The organism is Kitasatospora sp. NPDC048540 (assembly GCF_040651175.1).
GTDB lineage: Bacteria > Actinomycetota > Actinomycetes > Streptomycetales > Streptomycetaceae > Kitasatospora.
On sequence record NZ_JBEZIR010000166.1, the window covers coordinates 1 to 16,566 of the forward strand.

General features: G+C 74.5%; 14 protein-coding genes. 7 read left to right on the forward strand and 7 right to left on the reverse strand.

Translation table 11 applies throughout. The features are described from left to right. Window positions 1-86: 86 nt before the first annotated feature. From AB0D08_RS36805 to AB0D08_RS36830, 6 genes are all read right to left on the reverse strand, one after another. Window positions 87-1,286, reverse strand: coding sequence for a DegT/DnrJ/EryC1/StrS family aminotransferase (locus AB0D08_RS36805; protein WP_033821564.1), 1,200 nt, complete (start codon window positions 1,284-1,286; stop codon window positions 87-89). Continuing rightward, entirely contained in the window at window positions 1,283-2,815 is a 1,533-nt protein-coding gene (locus AB0D08_RS36810) for a hypothetical protein (protein WP_051812867.1), read from the reverse strand. Before AB0D08_RS36810 ends, AB0D08_RS36805 begins: the two co-directional genes overlap by 4 nt. After that, window positions 2,815-3,876 (reverse strand): GNAT family N-acetyltransferase, encoded by a 1,062-nt coding sequence (locus tag AB0D08_RS36815; protein WP_359894686.1) that lies wholly within the window; start codon window positions 3,874-3,876, stop codon window positions 2,815-2,817. The genes AB0D08_RS36810 and AB0D08_RS36815 overlap by 1 nt, the downstream gene beginning before the upstream one ends. A gap of 35 nt (window positions 3,877-3,911) precedes the next feature. Then, on the reverse strand, window positions 3,912-5,015 hold the full coding sequence (locus AB0D08_RS36820; RefSeq protein ID WP_033821566.1) for a glycosyltransferase: 1,104 nt from the start codon (window positions 5,013-5,015) through the stop codon (window positions 3,912-3,914). Continuing rightward, the gene (locus AB0D08_RS36825; RefSeq protein ID WP_051812870.1) at window positions 5,012-6,766 is read right to left on the reverse strand and encodes a polysaccharide biosynthesis tyrosine autokinase; all 1,755 of its coding nucleotides are present in this window, start codon (window positions 6,764-6,766) and stop codon (window positions 5,012-5,014) included. The genes AB0D08_RS36820 and AB0D08_RS36825 overlap by 4 nt, the downstream gene beginning before the upstream one ends. Window positions 6,767-7,345: 579 nt before the next feature. After that, window positions 7,346-8,476, reverse strand: coding sequence for a glycosyltransferase family 4 protein (locus AB0D08_RS36830; protein ID WP_359894689.1), 1,131 nt, complete (start codon window positions 8,474-8,476; stop codon window positions 7,346-7,348). A gap of 272 nt (window positions 8,477-8,748) precedes the next feature. On the opposite strand from AB0D08_RS36830, the gene AB0D08_RS36835 reads away from it, so the two are divergent. The 7 genes from AB0D08_RS36835 (at window position 8,749) to AB0D08_RS36865 (ending at window position 15,956) form a co-directional block, all read left to right on the forward strand. Then, on the forward strand, window positions 8,749-9,828 hold the full coding sequence (locus AB0D08_RS36835) for a glycosyltransferase (protein WP_359894691.1): 1,080 nt from the start codon (window positions 8,749-8,751) through the stop codon (window positions 9,826-9,828). Between the two features lie 160 nt (window positions 9,829-9,988). Next, complete coding sequence (locus AB0D08_RS36840) at window positions 9,989-10,816, forward strand: slipin family protein (RefSeq protein WP_033821581.1); 828 nt, start codon at window positions 9,989-9,991, stop codon at window positions 10,814-10,816. A 96-nt stretch (window positions 10,817-10,912) separates the two neighbouring features. Further along, on the forward strand, window positions 10,913-11,557 hold the full coding sequence (locus AB0D08_RS36845) for a thiol:disulfide interchange protein DsbA/DsbL (protein WP_359894693.1): 645 nt from the start codon (window positions 10,913-10,915) through the stop codon (window positions 11,555-11,557). Between the two features lie 261 nt (window positions 11,558-11,818). After that, complete coding sequence (locus AB0D08_RS36850; protein ID WP_233289110.1) at window positions 11,819-12,595, forward strand: ABC transporter permease; 777 nt, start codon at window positions 11,819-11,821, stop codon at window positions 12,593-12,595. Further along, window positions 12,585-13,778 (forward strand): ABC transporter ATP-binding protein, encoded by a 1,194-nt coding sequence (locus tag AB0D08_RS36855; RefSeq protein WP_051812874.1) that lies wholly within the window; start codon window positions 12,585-12,587, stop codon window positions 13,776-13,778. The genes AB0D08_RS36850 and AB0D08_RS36855 overlap by 11 nt, the downstream gene beginning before the upstream one ends. 2 nt (window positions 13,779-13,780) lie before the next feature. After that, window positions 13,781-14,980, forward strand: coding sequence for a glycosyltransferase family 4 protein (locus AB0D08_RS36860; RefSeq protein ID WP_033821570.1), 1,200 nt, complete (start codon window positions 13,781-13,783; stop codon window positions 14,978-14,980). Between the two features lie 100 nt (window positions 14,981-15,080). Next, window positions 15,081-15,956: an alpha/beta hydrolase gene (locus AB0D08_RS36865; RefSeq protein ID WP_359894696.1), complete on the forward strand. Its 876-nt coding sequence runs from the start codon at window positions 15,081-15,083 to the stop codon at window positions 15,954-15,956. A gap of 26 nt (window positions 15,957-15,982) precedes the next feature. Here the strand turns inward: AB0D08_RS36865 and AB0D08_RS36870 are convergent. After that, a partial coding sequence (locus AB0D08_RS36870; RefSeq protein ID WP_359894697.1) for a class I SAM-dependent methyltransferase occupies window positions 15,983-16,566 on the reverse strand: 584 nt, incomplete at its 5' end.

Here is a 16,566-nt window from a genome sequence, read left to right on the forward strand (position 1 = left end):
GGGCCGGTACGGCTTCGGGCAGCGGCAGGTCCCCCGGTGGGAAGAGCGCCGCGTCACCGGCGCCCGGCGGCACGGCCCCGGCGGGCTCAGTGACCGGCGGCGCGCAGACGCTCCGCATGCGGCCGGACCTTCAGCACGGCCCCGGCGACCCGGCGGACGGTGGCCGCGTCCATGTGGGTCCACAGCGGCACCGTGAGCACCGAGTCCGCCAGCCGGTCGGTCACCGGCAGGTCCTCGGCCTGGCCCAGGTGCGCGTACGACTGCTGGCGCTGCACCGGCGGGTGGAAGTAGCGCCGGGTGTCGATGCCCTCGGCCTTCAGCGCCCGCGCCAGCTCCTGCGAGCCCAGGCCGAAGGCCTCGGCGTCCAGGATCAGCGTGAGGTCCTTGAAGGTCGACACGTCACCGTCCTCCGGCAGCGCCAGGCGCAGTCCGGGCACCCCGGCCACCTGCGCCGCGAACTCCTGGACCAGGGCGCCGCGGTGGGCGACCCGTTCGGGCAGGTCGGCCAGCCAGGCCAGGCCGACCGCCGCGTGCAGCTCGCTCATCCGGGCGTTCAGCCCGGGGAAGAGGGTGTTGTAGTCGCCCGGGTTGCCGTAGTCGCGGCCGGTGCGCAGGGTCTCGGCGAGCGCCGCGTCCCGGGTGGCGACCAGGCCGCCCTCGCCCGCCACCGCGACCTTGGTCGGGCTCATCGAGAACACCTCGGCCAGGCCGAAGTTGCCGATCGGCACCCCGCGGCGGCGGCTGCCGAAGCCGTGCGCCGAGTCGTAGACCAGCGGCACCCCGGCCGCGTCCGCGACCGTCTGCAGGTCCTCCACCTGGCAGGGCGTGCCGTAGACGTGGGTCGCCATCAGCGCGGCCGGCCGGTCGGCGGCCTTCAGCCGGGCCTCGGCGTCGGCCACGTCCAGGGTGATGTCCTGCTCGCGGGCCTCGGCGAAGACCGGGGTGCCGCCGGCCCAGTGCGCCGCGTGCGCGGTGGCCGAGAAGGTGAACCCGGGCATCACCACCGGGCGGCCGCCGCCGACCCCGGCCGCCTGGAGCACCAGCATCAGCCCCGCGGTGCAGTTGGAGACCGCCACCACGTGCGGGACGTCCAGCAGTTCGGCGGCCCGCTGCTCCAGCTCGCGCACGGTGGCGCCGTTGGTCAGCTGGCCGCTGTCCAGGACGGCGCCGAGGCGCTGCAGCAGGGACTCGCGCTGCGGCACCAGGACGCGGGTCAGCGGCAGCCCGTCCGGGAACTCCGGGGTGCCGCCGAGGGCGGCGGGCAGTGCGAGGTCGGTGGTGGTCATGTGGTTCGATCCCCCCTGGGACGAGGTGGTGAGTCCGGCCCGCCGACGCGGGCCGGGTGTTCGTGGGACACGCTCTGCTCCGGGCGCGGGCCCCACTGTCCGGGCGGCACCCGCCACACCGGCGCCCGGGAGCGCTTGGTGGGCGCGGCCCGCGCCGACTCCGGCCGGGGCACCGCCAGCAGCACCAGGAACAGCGGCAGCACCTGCACCCGCTCCCGGGAGAGGATGCCCATGTTGTTGATGGTCGAGAAGGCCCAGCAGAACAGCAGGGTGTAGACCACCGTGTAGGCGATGTAGGAACGCTGCAGGAACAGCCTGGGCAGCTGCCGCAGGTGCGGCCAGCCCCGGATGAACATGATCAGCAGGGCGAAGCACTCGACCGACTGGATCAGGTTCTGGATGTTGGAGGCCTCGAACGGGAAGGGCCGGAACAGCACGCTGATCACCGCGACCGGCAGCCCGCTCGGGTTGAGGCTGAACTGCGGGGCGACGTCGTCCGCCGGTGCCGCGTTGATCACGGAGGAGCCCTGGGAGGTCCGCCGCGAGGTCTCCGACAGCACGTGGTTGAGGCTGTCCCCGTTGGCGCCCTCGGTCCCGAAGAAGGTGGAGACCTGCTGCAGCATCAGCATCACGCCCGCGCCCATCACCACCACCGACAGGATGGTGCGCAGCGGCCCGAGCGCGCTGACCTGCTGCGGCCGCTTGCGCAGCACGTACGCCACCGACAGCCCGGCACCGGCCAGCACGGTGACGTGCGGGCGGACCATCGCGGTGCCCAGCGAGCCGAGCGCGATGCAGACGAAGGCCCCGAACCGGCGGTCCAGCAGCCGGGCCACCCCGTACGTGGTCAGGCCCAGGCACAGCATCATCCAGGCGTCCTTGCCGATGCTGGACGGCCAGAACAGCAGCGAGGGCAGGAAGAACACCAGCTTGGCGTAGCGCCGGGAGTCCGCCTCAGGGAAGGCGATCTGCACCGCCCGCCAGAACAGCAGCAGCCCCCAGAAGCCCATCCAGGAGAACACCAGGAAGCCGCCGATCAGGGTCGGCCCGGTGATCGCGTAGACCACGCCGGTGACGATGATGATGAAGCCGGTGCCGGCCACCTTCATCCCCAGGTCGTAGTGGACGCCCTGGCCGAGCAGGTCGGCGCTGTCCAGGTACTCGGCGAGCGCGCTGCCCTTCTGGTGGTACATCTTCGAGTCGGCCGCGCCGCCGTACAGCACGAAGGCCATCAGGTAGCGGGGGAAGGCGCAGAACAGCTTCAGGCCCATGGCCAGCATCAGCAGCTTGAACACCGCGGGCTCGGGGTTGGCGGCGGCCACCCGGGCCAGGATCGGGGTGCCGATCGCCATCAGCGCCGGCGCCACCAGCAGGGCGCCCCAGGTGTCATAGCTGGTGTGCACCATCGCCACCACGAACAGCGTGACGTAGCCGATCACCAGAGCGGCCGCCACCGCGGTGGGCCAGTGCACCCGCTGGGCGAGGGCGCGCAGGTCCGGCCGCCCGAGGGCGGCTGCCGGACGGTCCATCAGAAGACCTCCAGGTCGCCCAGGCTGAACCGCCAGTCGGCCAGGGTGCGTTCGGCGGGCAGCGGGGCGAGCGGACCGCGCGCGGCCAGCGTCATCCCGGTGCGGGGGGCGGTCAGGTAGCCGCCGCGCAGCGCGGCGGCGGCCGCCTCGGTGCCGGGGGCGAGATGGGTGGCGGCGTGGTCGCAGCCGGCCGCGGCGGCGGCCCGCAGCAGCCGGGCGGCGGTGCCCCGGTCGCCCGGTCGCACGATCACGTCGGCGAGGGTGAACTCGGTCAGCGGACCGCGTCTGCGGGGGCGGCCGAAGGCGATCCCGGCCAGCTCGCCGCCGCGTTCGCAGGTCAGCACCCGGTAGTCGAGCCCGGGGGCGTCGCCGTAGCGCCAGCGCAGGAAGGACTCGGTGCGCAGCACGGCCTGCCGGCGGTCCGCGGCGTCGCTCTGGGCCCGTTCGGCGAGCAGTTCGGGCAGGCCGGCCGGCGGTTCGGCGAACCACTCGGCGGCGGTGGGCAGCCGGCAGCGCAGTGGACGCGGCGCGGCGGCCGGGCGGCGGGTCAGCGCGGCCCGGGCGCCGAGCGCGAATGCGGCCGGGCGGGCGATCCGCAGGGCTATCGGCACCCGGCCGACCACCCGCCAGCCCATCTTCAGGTAGCCCGGCAGGCTGTTGCCGTTCGGGGTGTTGAAGACCAGCTCGGTGTCGCCGGCCACCTGCTCCAGCAGCCCCGTGGTGAGCCGGCGGAAGATGCCCCGGCCCTGGAAGTCCGGGTGGGTGGCGGTGTCGACCGGCCGCACGGCGCGGACCGCCCGCCCGCCGGCCTGCCACTGCCAGCGCAGGAACAGCCGGACACCGGCCAGCCGGCCGTCCGCGGTCTCGGCGAGCAGCCCGGGGCTGGCGCCGAACGGGTTGCGACGGTGCTTCCAGGCGAAGAAGTCGGCGCTGCGGGTGCCGGTCGGGCCACCGGCCAGCGAGGCCGTCAGCAGCTCCAGCACGGCCGGGGTGTCGGCCTCGGTGAGCGGACGGACGGTCAGCTCGGCAGCCGCTGACGGCCGGTCGGACGGGGTGGTCACGGGGGTGGTCGATCCCTTCCGGGTGGGCCGGGCGCTCAGCGCTCCAGCACCTGCGCGTACACCTGCTCGATGGCCTGCTGTGCCCCGGCCACGTCGAAGGACTTCGAGCGGTCCAGGGCGGCCGCCCCGATCCGCCGGCGCAGCCCCTCGTCGGCGGTCAGCCGGCCGAGCGCGGCGGCAAGCGCGGCCGGATCTCCCGGCGGCACCAGGTAGCCCTGCTCGCCGTCGTCCAGCACCTCCGGCATGCCGCCCACCCGGGTGACCACCGACGGGAGACCGCTGGTCATCGCCTCCATCAGCGCGACCGGCAGCCCCTCCTGACGGGAGCTCAGGGTGAACACGTCCAAGCCTGCCAGCAGTGCGGGCACATCGGGGCGGGAACCGGCGAACACGACTCCTTCACCCGCCCTCCCCTTCAGCTCCGCCTCAAGCGGGCCGGCGCCGATCAGCACCAGCGCCGTCGACGGCTGCGCGGCGCGCAGCTCCGCGAAGGCCGCCAGCAGGGTCGCCTGGTCCTTCTTTGGGGTCAGGTTGCCGACCGTGCCGACCACCACCGCATCGGCGGGCAGGCCGAGTTCGGCCCGCGCCGCGGCCCGGGCGGCCGGCCCGGCGGGCGCGCCGGCCAGGTCCGGGCCGTGGTGCACCACCGTCAGCCAGTCCCGCCCCGGACGGCGCCGGGTGACGGTCGAACCGACCGCGTGCGAGACCGCGATCACCGCGTCGTTGCGCCGGTAGGTCAGCGCGTTGGCCCACCGGGTGGGCGTCCGGTAGCGCTCCCAGACGTTGTGCTCGGTGTGCACCAGCCGGGGCCCGCGCGGCCCGAGCGACAGCAGCCGGGCCGCCACCGCCGGGACCGGCATGTGCGAGTGCACCAGGGCGTACCGCCGCTCGGCCAGCAGCTGCCGCAGCCGCCACGGCCACAGCGCGCCGGGGGCGTCGCCCAGGCAGTGGGTGCGCACCCCGGCCTGCTCCAGGGCGGGCACCAGCGCGTCCTTGTACGGCAGCACGTACGCGACCTCGATCTCGTAGCGCGCGGTGTCCGCGTGCCGGGCGCAGTTGACCAGCAACTGCTCGGCCCCGCCCCGGCCCAGGCCCTTGGCCAGCCAGAGCACCCGGGTCCGGCCCGGGGGCGTGCTCACAGGTCCTCGTTCAGGCGCAGCTGCATGGTGGTCTCCACCGGGGCCTCGGCCGCCCGGCGCTTGGCCCAGCTCGGGCCGGTCGGCGGGTCCGGGTCCTCGGCGGCCCGCTGCGCGCCGGCCGGCTGCGCGGGCGGCTGTGCGGCGGCGGGCGGCTGCGCGGCGGCCCGGCCCGGCGCCGTGGTGACCGAACGCACCGCCTCCCTGGCCCGGCGGCCCGACGGGCCGTCCACGCCCAGCAGCGCCACCCCCGCCACCGGCACCCCGGTGCGCGACAGCAGCTCGCTGACCCGGTCGGCCTGCTCCGGCTTCACATTGCCCGCCATCACGGTGACCAGCACCGCGTCGGCGTGCTGCACCAGGTCGTAGGCGTCGTTGGCGTGCAGCAGCGGGGAGCTGTCGATCAGTACCACGTCCGCGTGCCGGCGGGCCCGGCGCAGCACCTCGCCGGCTCGCAGCACCAGCGCGGCCGGGTAGGCGTTGGTGTTGCCGCCGGTGATCAGCCGGACGCCGTCCACGTTGGTCCGGCGGATCAGGTCGTCCAGGTTGGGCAGCTGTTCACCGCTGAGCAGCTCCGCCATCCCGGGGCCGTCGCTGATGCCGAAGTGGACGTGCGCCTGCGGGCTGCGGAAGTCGCAGTCCAGCACCAGCACCTCGCGGCCGGTCTCGGCCAGCGCGGCGGCCAGGTTGGCCACCGTGGTGGTGCGGCCGTCACCGCTGCGCCCGGACATCACCAGGATCACCGGGGACGGGTCGGCCAGCCGCCGGGAGACCCGCTCGGCCTGCGAGATGCCGCCCTCGCCGAACTGCGCGGACAGCGAGGCCGGGCCGGTCAGCAGCAGGGTCGAGCGCAGCGAGCGGTACGCCTCGGCGCCCGGGTCGGACGGGCGGGCCACCACCAGCGGCTCACGGGTGCGGCGCAGCCGCCGCGACAGCAGCGGGATCTCGCCGATCACCGGCAGGTTGAACGCCTCCTCGGTGCCGTTGCGCCCGCGCAGCCGGGTGTCCATCCGGCTGAGCATCAGCGCCGCCACCACGCCGAGCGCCAGGCCCAGCACCACGGCCAGGGTGAGCCGCAGGCCCCGGCTGGGGGAGCTGAGCAGGCTGCCGCCGGCCTCCTTGGCGTCGATCGAGCCCCACTGCTGGATGGCGTCGGTCTGCGCGGTCGAGCGCAGCTTGCCGATCCGGGTCAGCGTCTCGGTGATCTGGCTGTACGCGGAGTCGACCTGCGGCTTGAGCCGCGCCTGGTCGGCGGCGTTGGCCTTGGACGCGGCCTTGCTGAGCTCGTCGTACTGGGCCTGCTGGTCCTTGAGCTGGTCCTGGGCGCGCTTGATCTGCTCGTCGGCGCTCTTGACGGTCTCGGCGGTGTAGCCGTTGATGGTGGCGTCGGCCAGCGCGCCGGCCAGGTCGGTGCAGGACTGCTGGGTGGGTCCGGTGGTGGAGAAGACCAGCATCTGGGTGGAGGCCGCGGTGACGGTCCGCCGGCCGGTCACCGAGGCCACCGGGATGTTGAGCTTCTTGGCGGCGGCGCCGGCGACGTCCGAGCCCTGGGCGTAGGACAGCACCTGGTCCGCCTTGACCACGTCGCCGGAGCCGGCGACCGGCGTTATGGCCGCCTTGCACTGCCATTTGGCGGTGTCGACGGCGTCGGCCGCCGGGGTGAGCAGGAAGCCCACCAGCAGCGCGGCTGCGGTGCAGCCGGCCAGCAGCCGCCAGTAGCGTCGCAGGACGGTGAAGTGGTTAGCCGGTTCCACCGGTTGGATCCCCTCGCGTTCGTGGTGCAGGCGCCTGGCATGCGCGGTGGGCCCGCACCCGCCAGGCATCGGCGGCGCGCACTGGTGCGGGCCTGCCCGGCGGGGCCGGGCGAGGTGGTACGTGGTTCGGGCGGGGAGGTCGCCGGCCGGTGCTAGGAGGCGGTCCGCGCGGCGCGCGGGCCCCGCCGGAGGCGGCCCGGAGGTCCCGGAAACGGCGTGAGCCGCGTCGATCCGTCCGGTGACGGATCCCGCGGCAGTGGTTCCGGAATCGGCTGTGGTGTCATCAGCCCCCCTGACGGCATCGCTCCTCCCGGGCGCGATCCGCCCGGAGCGCGCCCGGCACCGCCCCCCGACAGTCCCCAGGCCCCCGGAAGTGATGTTTGCCGTCCCGGACCTGCGGCGCAAGCACTTTCACGAATCTCACGCAGGCCGTTACGTCGCCCTTGGGCCGGGACCGGTGGTTGCGGACGCTTTGTCCGCCTTTGCCACCAAGGAACTTGAGGCTCCGTCAGCCCGATTTGCCCGTACTCGGTCAGCTCCGCCCGGCCCGCTCGGCCCGGCCCGCTCAGCTCGGGCCGCTCAGGTCGGGCCGCGGCGCAGCGAGCGCTCGTAGAACTCCACCATCCGGCCCGACACGTGGTGCAGGGTGAAGCAGGTCAGGAAGCGCGCCCGGGCCGCCTTCACCCGTACCGCGGCGGCCGCCGCGTCCTCCAGGGCGTCGATCAGGGCGGCCGCCAGCTCGGCGGGACGCTCCGGCGGCACCAGCGTGGCGTAGTCCTCCGAACCGACCGTCTCGCGCAGCGCCGGCACGTCCGAACAGACCAGCGGCACCCCGACGCCCATCGCCTCCATCGCCGCGCTGCCCAGCCCCTCCCAGCGCGACGGCACCGCGAACACGTCCGCGGCGGCCATCAGGTCGAAGACGTCACCGCGGGCGCCCAGGAACCGCACCTGGCCGCACTCCTGCGCCAGCCGTCTCAGCCGCGGCGTCTCCGCCCCCTCGCTGCCGGCCAGCAGCAGCACCGCCTCCGGGGTGTGCCGGCGCACCGCGGGCCACGCCTCCAACAGCACGTCCAGGCCCTTCTGGTACTGCTGGCGGGCGGCCGCGAGCACCACCGGAACGTCCTCCGGCAGCTCCAGCGCGGCCCGTACCGCCGCCCGCCGCTCGGCGGTCACCGACCCCAGCAGCTCCGGGTCCCGGCCGCGCGGCACCACGTCGATCCGGTCCCGGGAGACCCGCAGCCGGCCGGCCATCGCCTGCGCCACGTGCTCGGTCAGCGCGTGGAAGCGCCGGGTGCCCTGCGCCGTCACCGCGTCCACCGCCTGGGCCGCCCGCACCTTCCACGGGTTCAGCCCGCGGGCGTGCAGGTGCTCCGGCCCGTACGAGGAGTTGACCAGGCTGGACACCACCGGCGTACCGGCGGACAGCGCGGCCGCCCGCCCCAGCACGTCCGACTCGTAGAGTGTGGTGTGCACCAGCTCCGGCCGCCGCTCGCGGACCAGCGCGCGCAGCCCGGCGACCCGGCCGGCCCGGCCCGGCCGGTGCACCCCGAACACCGTCGCCCCCGCGGCCGTCAGCTCGGGCTGGAACCCGCCCGGGGACTCCTTCAGGTACGCCACGTCCAGCCGGACACCGGCCCGGACCAGCTGCGGGGCCATCGCCACCAGACCCTGCTCGGCACCGCCGACCCGGCTGACACTGTCGATCACATAGAGCACATGCACAGCCGCAACCCCCCGGGGAAACCCCATGAACGCCGCCGACCTCCCTGTCGGCCCCGCCCTGACTGCGGCTCAGCATTCCAGGCCGGAAGGGGTGTCCGCCAGGGAATCGGCGAGGTCGCGCTCCGGATCGCCCCCGATGCCCCGCCTGCGCCCCGGCCGTCCGCCCCGGCCCGCCGTGCCGCGCGCCCGCCGCCCGCGCCGCCCGCTTGGGCCGAACGGGCTGCGCGCCCGCCTGCCGCTGTGCCAGGGTCGTCCCCATGTCAGCCGCTGTGCCGGCGCCGCCGCGCGTCCTCCACCTGATCACCGACCCCCGGCGGCGAGGCGCCCAGAACCTCGCCCGCGACCTGCACGCCGAACTGCTGCGCCGGGGCCGGCCGTCCGCCCTGGTCGCCCTCCAGTCGCACCCGGACGCCGCCGACCCGGACACCCCGGTGCTCGGGCCGTCCCGTCACCACCCCGCCACGCTGCGGGCGCTGCGGGCCGCCGCCGCCCGCGCCGACGTGGTGGTCGCGCACGGCTCCAGCACCCTCCAGGCCTGCGCGCTCGGCCTGCTCGGCACCCGGACCCCGTTCGTCTACGTCAACATCGGCGATCCCCGGCACTGGACCGCGAGCCTGTCCCGCCGCCTGCGGGTCGGGCTGTTCCTGCACCGGGCCGCCGCCGTGGCCGCCATCTCCGACGGCGCCCGCGCGGTGCTGCTGGAACGCTTCCGGCTGCCCGCCGGCAAGGTCCGCACCATCCCCAACGGCCGCCCGGCCGACCGCCACACCCCGGCCGACGACCCCGGGCGCCGGGCGGCCCGGGCCGAACTCGGCCTGCCCGCACACGGGTTGCTGGTCGCCTGGCTGGGCGCGCTCGCCACCGAGAAGCGGCCCGACCTGGCGCTGGCCGCGCTCGCCCTGCTCCCCGACGTCCACCTCGCGGTGGCCGGGGACGGCCCGCTGCGGGCGGCCGCCGAGGCCGCCGACACCACCGGCCGGGCGACCTTCCTGGGCCGGCTCGCCGACCCGGCGCCGCTCTACCGGGCCGCCGACGCCGTGCTGCTGAGCAGCGACAGCGAGGGGGTGCCCGGGGTCCTGATCGAGGCCGCGCTGGCCGGCCTGCCCGCCGTCACCACCGATGTCGGCTTCGTCCGTGACGTCGTCCAGGACGGCGTCACCGGCGCCGTCGCCCCGCCCGGCGACCCGGCGGCGCTGGCCGAGGCGCTCGGCAAGGTGCTGGCCGGCGACCGCGCCGCACTCGGCGCCGCCGCCCGCCGCCACGCGCTCGCCCGCTTCGACCTCGCCCGGGTCGCCGACAGCTGGCAGGACCTGCTCGCCGGGGTGGCCAAGCCGTAGGCCCGGTCCGGTCGGTGCGCTCCGCCCGGTCCGTTCGGTGCGCTCTGCCCGGTCCGGTCCGGTCGGGAGGCTGTCGGTGCGTCGGCCGCGCGCGCATACTGTGCCGCACGGCCACGGGGGCGGGGCGCTCCCGGCCGACGACGGGGAGAGGGTGACGTACGTGGTGTATCTCGCGCTGGTGGTGGTGCTGGGCGCGCTCTGGCTGGCCACCGGTGTCCGGGTGGTGCAGCAGTACGAGCGGGGCGTGGTGTTCCGGCTCGGCCGGGTGCACGGGCAGGTGCGGGGACCGGGGCCGGCGGTGCTGGTGCCGGTGGTGGACCGGATGCGCAAGGTGAACGTCCAGGTCATCACGATGCCGGTGCCGGCCCAGGAGGGCATCACCCGGGACAACGTCTCGGTCCGGGTGGACGCGGTGGTCTACTTCCGGGTGGTCGACCCGGTGCGGGCCACCGTCGACGTGCAGAACTACGCCTTCGCGATGTCCCAGGTGGCGCAGACCTCGCTGCGCTCGATCATCGGCAAGAGTGAGCTCGACGACCTGCTGTCCGGCCGGGAGAACCTGCACCGCGGGCTGGAGCTGATGCTGGAGAGCCCGGCGCTCGGCTGGGGCGTGCACATCGACCGGGTGGAGATCAAGGACGTCGCGCTGCCCGACTCGATGAAGCGCTCGATGGCCCGTCAGGCCGAGGCCGACCGGGAGCGCCGGGCCCGGATCATCACCGCCGACGGCGAGTTCCAGGCGGCGGCCAAGCTGTCCGAGGCCGCCTCGATGATGGAGGGCACCCCGGCCGCCATGCAGCTGCGGCTGCTGCAGACGGTGGTCGAGGTGGCGGCGGAGAAGAACTCGACGCTGGTGCTGCCGTTCCCGGTGGAGCTGCTGCGGTTCTTCGACAGCACGGCCGCCCGCGCGGCGGCGGCCGTCGTGGAGACGCCCGCCGAGGACGCGCCCGCCCGGCCGCAGGTGCCGCAGCAGGCGGACCCGGTCTGACCATCCCACCGGTCCGGGCGGCCGGGCTGCTCCGATCGGGCGAACCGTTCGTGATCGGGGCGACCCGGCCGCCGTCCGGCTGGCAGGCTGCCGGGCGTGAAGACGCTGCTCCGCTCCGCCGTCCTGGCGGCCGTGTCCGCCGGGCTGCTGGCCGCGCCCGCCGCCGCCGCGCCCGACGCCCCGCACGAGGGCGCCCACCTCGCCCGGCCCGGCCTCCCGCAGCCGCTGCGGGCGGCGGCACCGCACGAGGCGGTGGAGTTCTTCTGGTACGACTGCTCGCACTCGGCGGCACTGGAGGAGCCGCTGGCCCGCTGGGCGGCCCGGCACACCGGCGAGGTGGTGCTGCACCGGGTGCCGGCGATCTGGACCGGCGGGCCGGACGAGCGGCTGCAGACCGCGCACGCCCGGCTGTTCTACACGCTGGAGCGGCTCGGCGCGGTCGACCGGCTCCAGGCGCGGGTGTTCCGCGCGGTCCGTACCGAGAAGGCCGACCTGACCACCGAGGACGCCGCCGCCGAGTGGGCCGCCGAACAGGGCCTGGACGAACGGGACTTCCGCGCCGCGTACCGTTCGTCCGAGGTGGACCGGGCGGTCGCGGCGGTGCCCGCGCTGTTCGCCCGGTACGCGGTGGACGAACTGCCCACGGTGGTGGTGGACGGCACCTCGCGGACGGCGCCGAGCCGGGCCGGCGGGGTGGCCGGGATGCCCGCGGAACTGGACCGGCTGATCGCGCGGCCGTGACGGTTCCGGCCGTCTGACCAGGATCATCATCTTCACCGAACCACCCACCGCCGTGCACACTCTGTGCCATTGTGGACATCGGGGCCGCGCCGTCCGTTTTGCGCGGCCCGTTCACATCGGCACCGGAGAGGGCGGGAGTCCGTGGGGGGACAACGCGCGCAGGTCGTTGACGAGCGCGACAGCCAGACCGAGACGAGAGCGGGTCTTGCGGCCGGTCCGCCTCCTGACCTGGTCTTCAAACGCCGGCTGAGGCCCCTCCAGGTGGCCCAGGAGCTCTGGGGCGCACGGGAGTTGGTGCGCGCACTGGCCGAGCGTGACCTACGGGCCCGGTACAAGCAGGCGGTGCTGGGCTTCGCCTGGGCGGTGCTCACCCCGCTGGCGCTGTGTGCGATCTTCACCCTGGTCTTCCACCGGGCCGTGAAGATCGAGACGGGGGACGTGCCGTACCCGCTGTTCGCCTATGTCGGCCTGATCGTCTGGCAGTTCTTCAGCAACACGATGAACCAGGGCGCCGTCAGCCTGGCCAACAACCTGAGCCTGCTCAACAAGGTCTACTGCCCGCGCGAGGTCTTCCCGCTGGCGACCATGCTGGTGGCCAGCGTGGACATGCTGATCGGAATCGGCGTGCTCGGCATCCTCTTCCTGGCGACCTGGACGGCGCCGGCCGCGACCTTCCTGTGGGTGCTGCCGCTGGTCGTGGTCCAGCTGGCCTTCACCTACGGCGTCGCCCTGGTGCTCGCGGTCGCGGTGGTCTACCTGCGCGACGTCCGCCACCTGCTGCCGATCATCACCCAGATGGGCGTGTTCGCCACCCCGGTCGCCTACCCGCTGGACCGGATCCCGCTCCAGCTGCAGGAGATCTACTGCGGCATCAACCCGCTCGGCGCGGTGATCGAGGGGTACCGCCGGGCACTGCTGTACGGCCAGGCCCCGGACCTGCGGTTGACCCTGATCGCCGCCGCGAGCGCCGCGGTCTACCTGGTCGGCGGCTACCTGGTGTTCAAGAAGCTCGAGACGGGGATCGCCGATGTCGCGTGAGTGGGAGCTGGGCACCATCCGCACCGAGCAGGTGTGGAAGCGCTTCAAGGCCGACCAGCAGCGGATGCTGCTGCGCGACCGGGTCGAGCAGATGGCCCGCAAGCTGCGCGGCGGCCGCGGCGAGGACTGGCGCTGGGCGCTGCGCGACATCAACCTGCACATCGAGCCCGGCGAGTCGGTCGGCCTGATCGGGTCCAACGGCTCGGGCAAGTCGACCCTGCTGAAGATGCTGACCAGGGTGATGTACCCGTACGCCGGCGTGATCGACGTCCGCGGCCGGATCGGCGCCCTGATCGAGATCCGGGCCGGCATCCACCCCGACCTGACCGGCCGGGAGAACATCTACCTGTTCGGCGCGCTGCTCGGCCTCAAGCGCCGCGAGGTGGCCGGCCGGTTCGACGACATCGTGGAGTTCGCCCGGCTCGGCGGCGCGATCGACCGGCAGGTGAAGTTCTACTCCTCCGGCATGCAGATGCGCCTCGGCTTCGCGGTCGCCGCCTACCTGGAGCCGCACGTCCTGCTGGTCGACGAGGTGCTGGCGGTCGGCGACGCGGTCTTCCAGCAGCGCTGCCTGGACCGGATGCGCGAGGTCGCCGAGCAGGGCACCACCATCGTGTTCGTCTCGCACGACCTGCCGGCCGTCCAGTCGATCTGCCGCCGCGGCATCTGGCTGGAGCAGGGCACCGTCCGGGTGGACGCCGGGATCAAGGACGCGCTGGCCGGGTACCGGGACTCCATCGAGGCCCAGTCCGAGGCGTCCACCCGGACCGACGAGCCGCTCCAACTGCTCAAGCACGCGATCCGCGGCGACGGCCGGGAGAACCTCACCACCGACGAGCAGATGACGGTGGAGCTCACCCTGGCCGGCGACTACCGCGGCGACGCCACCCTGCACCTGGGCGTCAGCGAAGGCACCTCCAGCCCGATCTTCCAGATCAGCCACGAGGTCCGGCTGAACGGCGAGGAGCGCCAGATCGCCTGCGTGATCCCGCGGCTTCCGGTGCCGCGCGGCCGGTACACCCTGTGGGCCGGCGTCTACAGCATCGGCAAGACCGACGGCGGCACGCTGATGAGTTGGCACTCGGTCGGCCAGTTCGACGTCTTCGGACCGATGCTCGACACCCCGCCGCGCGCCGTGGTGCTGGCCGCGCCGGTGTTCGTCCCGCACCAGTGGGAGGAATGAGGGTGAGAGCGGTCCGGGTGTTGGTGCACCTGAACAACCTGGCGCTGGGCGGGGCCCAGCTCAACGCGGTGGACATCGCCCGGACACTGCGCGGCCGCGGCCATGACCCGGTGCTCTTCGCCCAAGGGGTGGACGGCCCCGCACCGCTGGTCGAGGTGGCGGCGGCGCACGGCCTGGAGGTCGTGGTGGCCGGCGACCCGGACACCCCGCACCGCGAGGTGCGCCGCCGGCTCGACCGGCTGGCCGCCGAGCACGGCACCGAGCTGCTGCACGCCTGGGAGGTCCGGGCCGCCCGCAACGCCTTCTTCGGCCCGGGCCGGCTCGGCCGGATCCCGGTGGTCACCACCTTCTACGGCATCCGGATGCTGCGCGGGCTGCCCCGGCACCAGCCGCTGGTGCTCGGGCTCGGCGCGCTGATGGGCGACGGCCGGGCCTTCGGGCACCGGGACGTCCGGCTGATCGAGCCACCGGTCAACACCGGGACCGACGCCCCGGGGGTGGTGGACGGCGCCGCGTTCCGCCGCGAGCACGGCATCCGGGACGACGAACTGCTGCTGTGCATCGTCACCCGGCTGGTCCCCGACCTGGAGAAGGACGCCGGCGCCGAGCTGACCGTCGAGGCGGTCCGGCTGCTGGACGACCCGCGGATCCGGCTGGCGGTCGTCGGCACCGGCCCCAGCCTGGACAAGCTCCGGGCCCGGGCCGCCGAGGTCAACCGGGACCTCGGCCGCGAGGCCGTCCTGGTCCCCGGCCAGCTGGCCGACCCCCGGCCCGCCTACCAGGCGGCCGACCTGGTCCTCGGCATGGGCGGCTCCGCCCTGCGCGGCCTGGCCTTCGCCAAGCCGGTGGTGGTGCACGGCGCGGCCGGCTACACCGCCGTCCACGAACCCGGCCCGCTGGTGGAGCCGCACGCCTCCCGTTGCATGTACGGCTTCGGTGACGGCTCCCGCTCGCCGAAGGCGCTGGCCGAGCAGATCCAGCAGCTGCTGGCCGACCCCGAACGCCGCGCCCGGCTGGGCGGCTGGGGCCGGGAGTGGGTGGTCGGCCGGTTCTCGCTGGAGAGCGTCACCACCGCCTTCGAACAGCTCTACCAGGAGGTCCTCGCCACCCCGTCGGGCCGCGCCCGCTGGTGGCGGGACCTCGAACAGATGGCCCGCTACGAGTTCACCAAACCCACGGCGCTGCGCCTGTTCGGGCGCTGACGCACCGGCCGGCACCGGGCCGTGGGGGAGCCGGGCTCCCGCCGCGGCCCGGTCCACTGCCGTCCGCAGGTCCACGACCGATCCACGGGGGAGTTCAGAGATGTCCGAGCCGACGGTTCCACGGATCCACCACCGCACCGTAGAGATGGCCGGGGTGCGGGTGTTCTACCGGGAGGCGGGTCCGGCGGACGCGCCGACCCTCCTGCTGCTGCACGGTTTCCCGTCCGCCTCGCACCAGTTCACCCGGCTGATCGACGCACTCGGCGGCCGCTTCCACCTGGTCGCCCCGGACTACCCGGGCTTCGGGCACAGCGACAGCCCCTCCCCGGACGACTTCACGTACCGCTTCGACACCCTCGCCGACGTGCTGGAGAGCTTCTGCCAGGCACTCGGCCTGGACCGGTTCGCGATGTACGTCTTCGACTTCGGCGCCCCGATCGGCTTCCGGGTCGCCACCCGGCACCCCGAGTGGATCACCGGGCTGGTGGTGCAGAACGGCAACGCCTACCAGGAGGGGCTCTCCGACCTCGCCCGGGGCTTCATCGCCAACCGCCCAGGGGTCGAGGGCGCCGAGGACGCGGTCCGCGCCATCCTCACCGAGGAGGTCACCCGCGGCCAGTACGAGGGCGGCGCCGCCGACCCGAGCACCGTCGCCCCGGACGGCTGGACGCTCGACCAGCACTTCCTTGACCTCCCCGGTCGTCGGGAGATCCAGGTCGAACTGGCCCTCGACTACCACGCCAACCTGGAGCGCTACTCCGAGTGGCAGGCCTGGCTGCGCACCGAGCAGCCGCCCACCCTGATCGTCTGGGGCCGGAACGACCCGTTCTTCCCGGAGCCCGGCGCCCGCGCCTACCTGCGCGACCTCCCGGGGGCCGAGCTGCACCTGTTCGACACCGGCCACTTCGCGCTGGAGGAGCGGCTGCCCGAGATCGCCCCGCTGATCGCCGACTTCCTGACGCGCACCCAGAAGTAGCGGTCCGGCGCGAGCCCCGGACCGGCTCAGGGTGCGGCGCGGCGCAGCACCAGCGTGACGAAGCCGAACACCCCGCGGTAGCCGCCGAGCCACTCCTCGCGGTGCTCGGCGGCCACCCGCAGGGCGTCGGCGCTGCCGGGGTCCGCCGGGTGGTCCAGCGCCCATTCGGCGAGCGAGCCGGTCCAGCAGAACTCGTACTCGTCCAGCTCCGCCGCGCTGCTGGTGTGCCCGTACACCGGGATCCAGCCGTCCGCCGTCACCCGGGCGACGGTCCCGGCCAGGTCGTGGAAGCCGTCGCCGAAGATCTCCAGCGAGGCCGGGTCCGGCTCCCGCTGCCAGTAACCCTCGCCGACCACCGCCACCCCGCTAGGGGCGAGCAGCGGCCGGGCGGCGGCCAGGGTCTGCGACAGCCCGCCGAAGGCGTGCGTGGAGCCGATGCAGAACACCGCGTCGAACGGCTCCTTCGCCTCGAACTCCCGGGCGTCCTGGTGGTGCAGGCCGAGCCGCCGGACCACACCGAGCTGTTCGGCGGCCTGCCGGGCCGCGGTCAGGCCGTGGGGGGGGGGGTCGACCCCGCGCGCCCGCCCCCGCACATACCAACGCCGGACCC

Excerpts from the sequence above, each read along its gene's own strand:
- AB0D08_RS36805 (WP_033821564.1), bottom strand. The coding sequence starts at position 1,286 with ATGACCACCACCGACCTCGCACTGCCCGCCGCCCTCGGCGGCACCCCG.
- AB0D08_RS36810 (WP_051812867.1), bottom strand. The coding sequence starts at position 2,815 with ATGGACCGTCCGGCAGCCGCCCTCGGGCGGCCGGACCTGCGCGCCCTC.
- AB0D08_RS36835 (WP_359894691.1), top strand. The coding sequence starts at position 8,749 with ATGTCAGCCGCTGTGCCGGCGCCGCCGCGCGTCCTCCACCTGATCACC.
- AB0D08_RS36855 (WP_051812874.1), top strand. The coding sequence starts at position 12,585 with ATGTCGCGTGAGTGGGAGCTGGGCACCATCCGCACCGAGCAGGTGTGG.
- AB0D08_RS36865 (WP_359894696.1), top strand. The coding sequence starts at position 15,081 with ATGTCCGAGCCGACGGTTCCACGGATCCACCACCGCACCGTAGAGATG.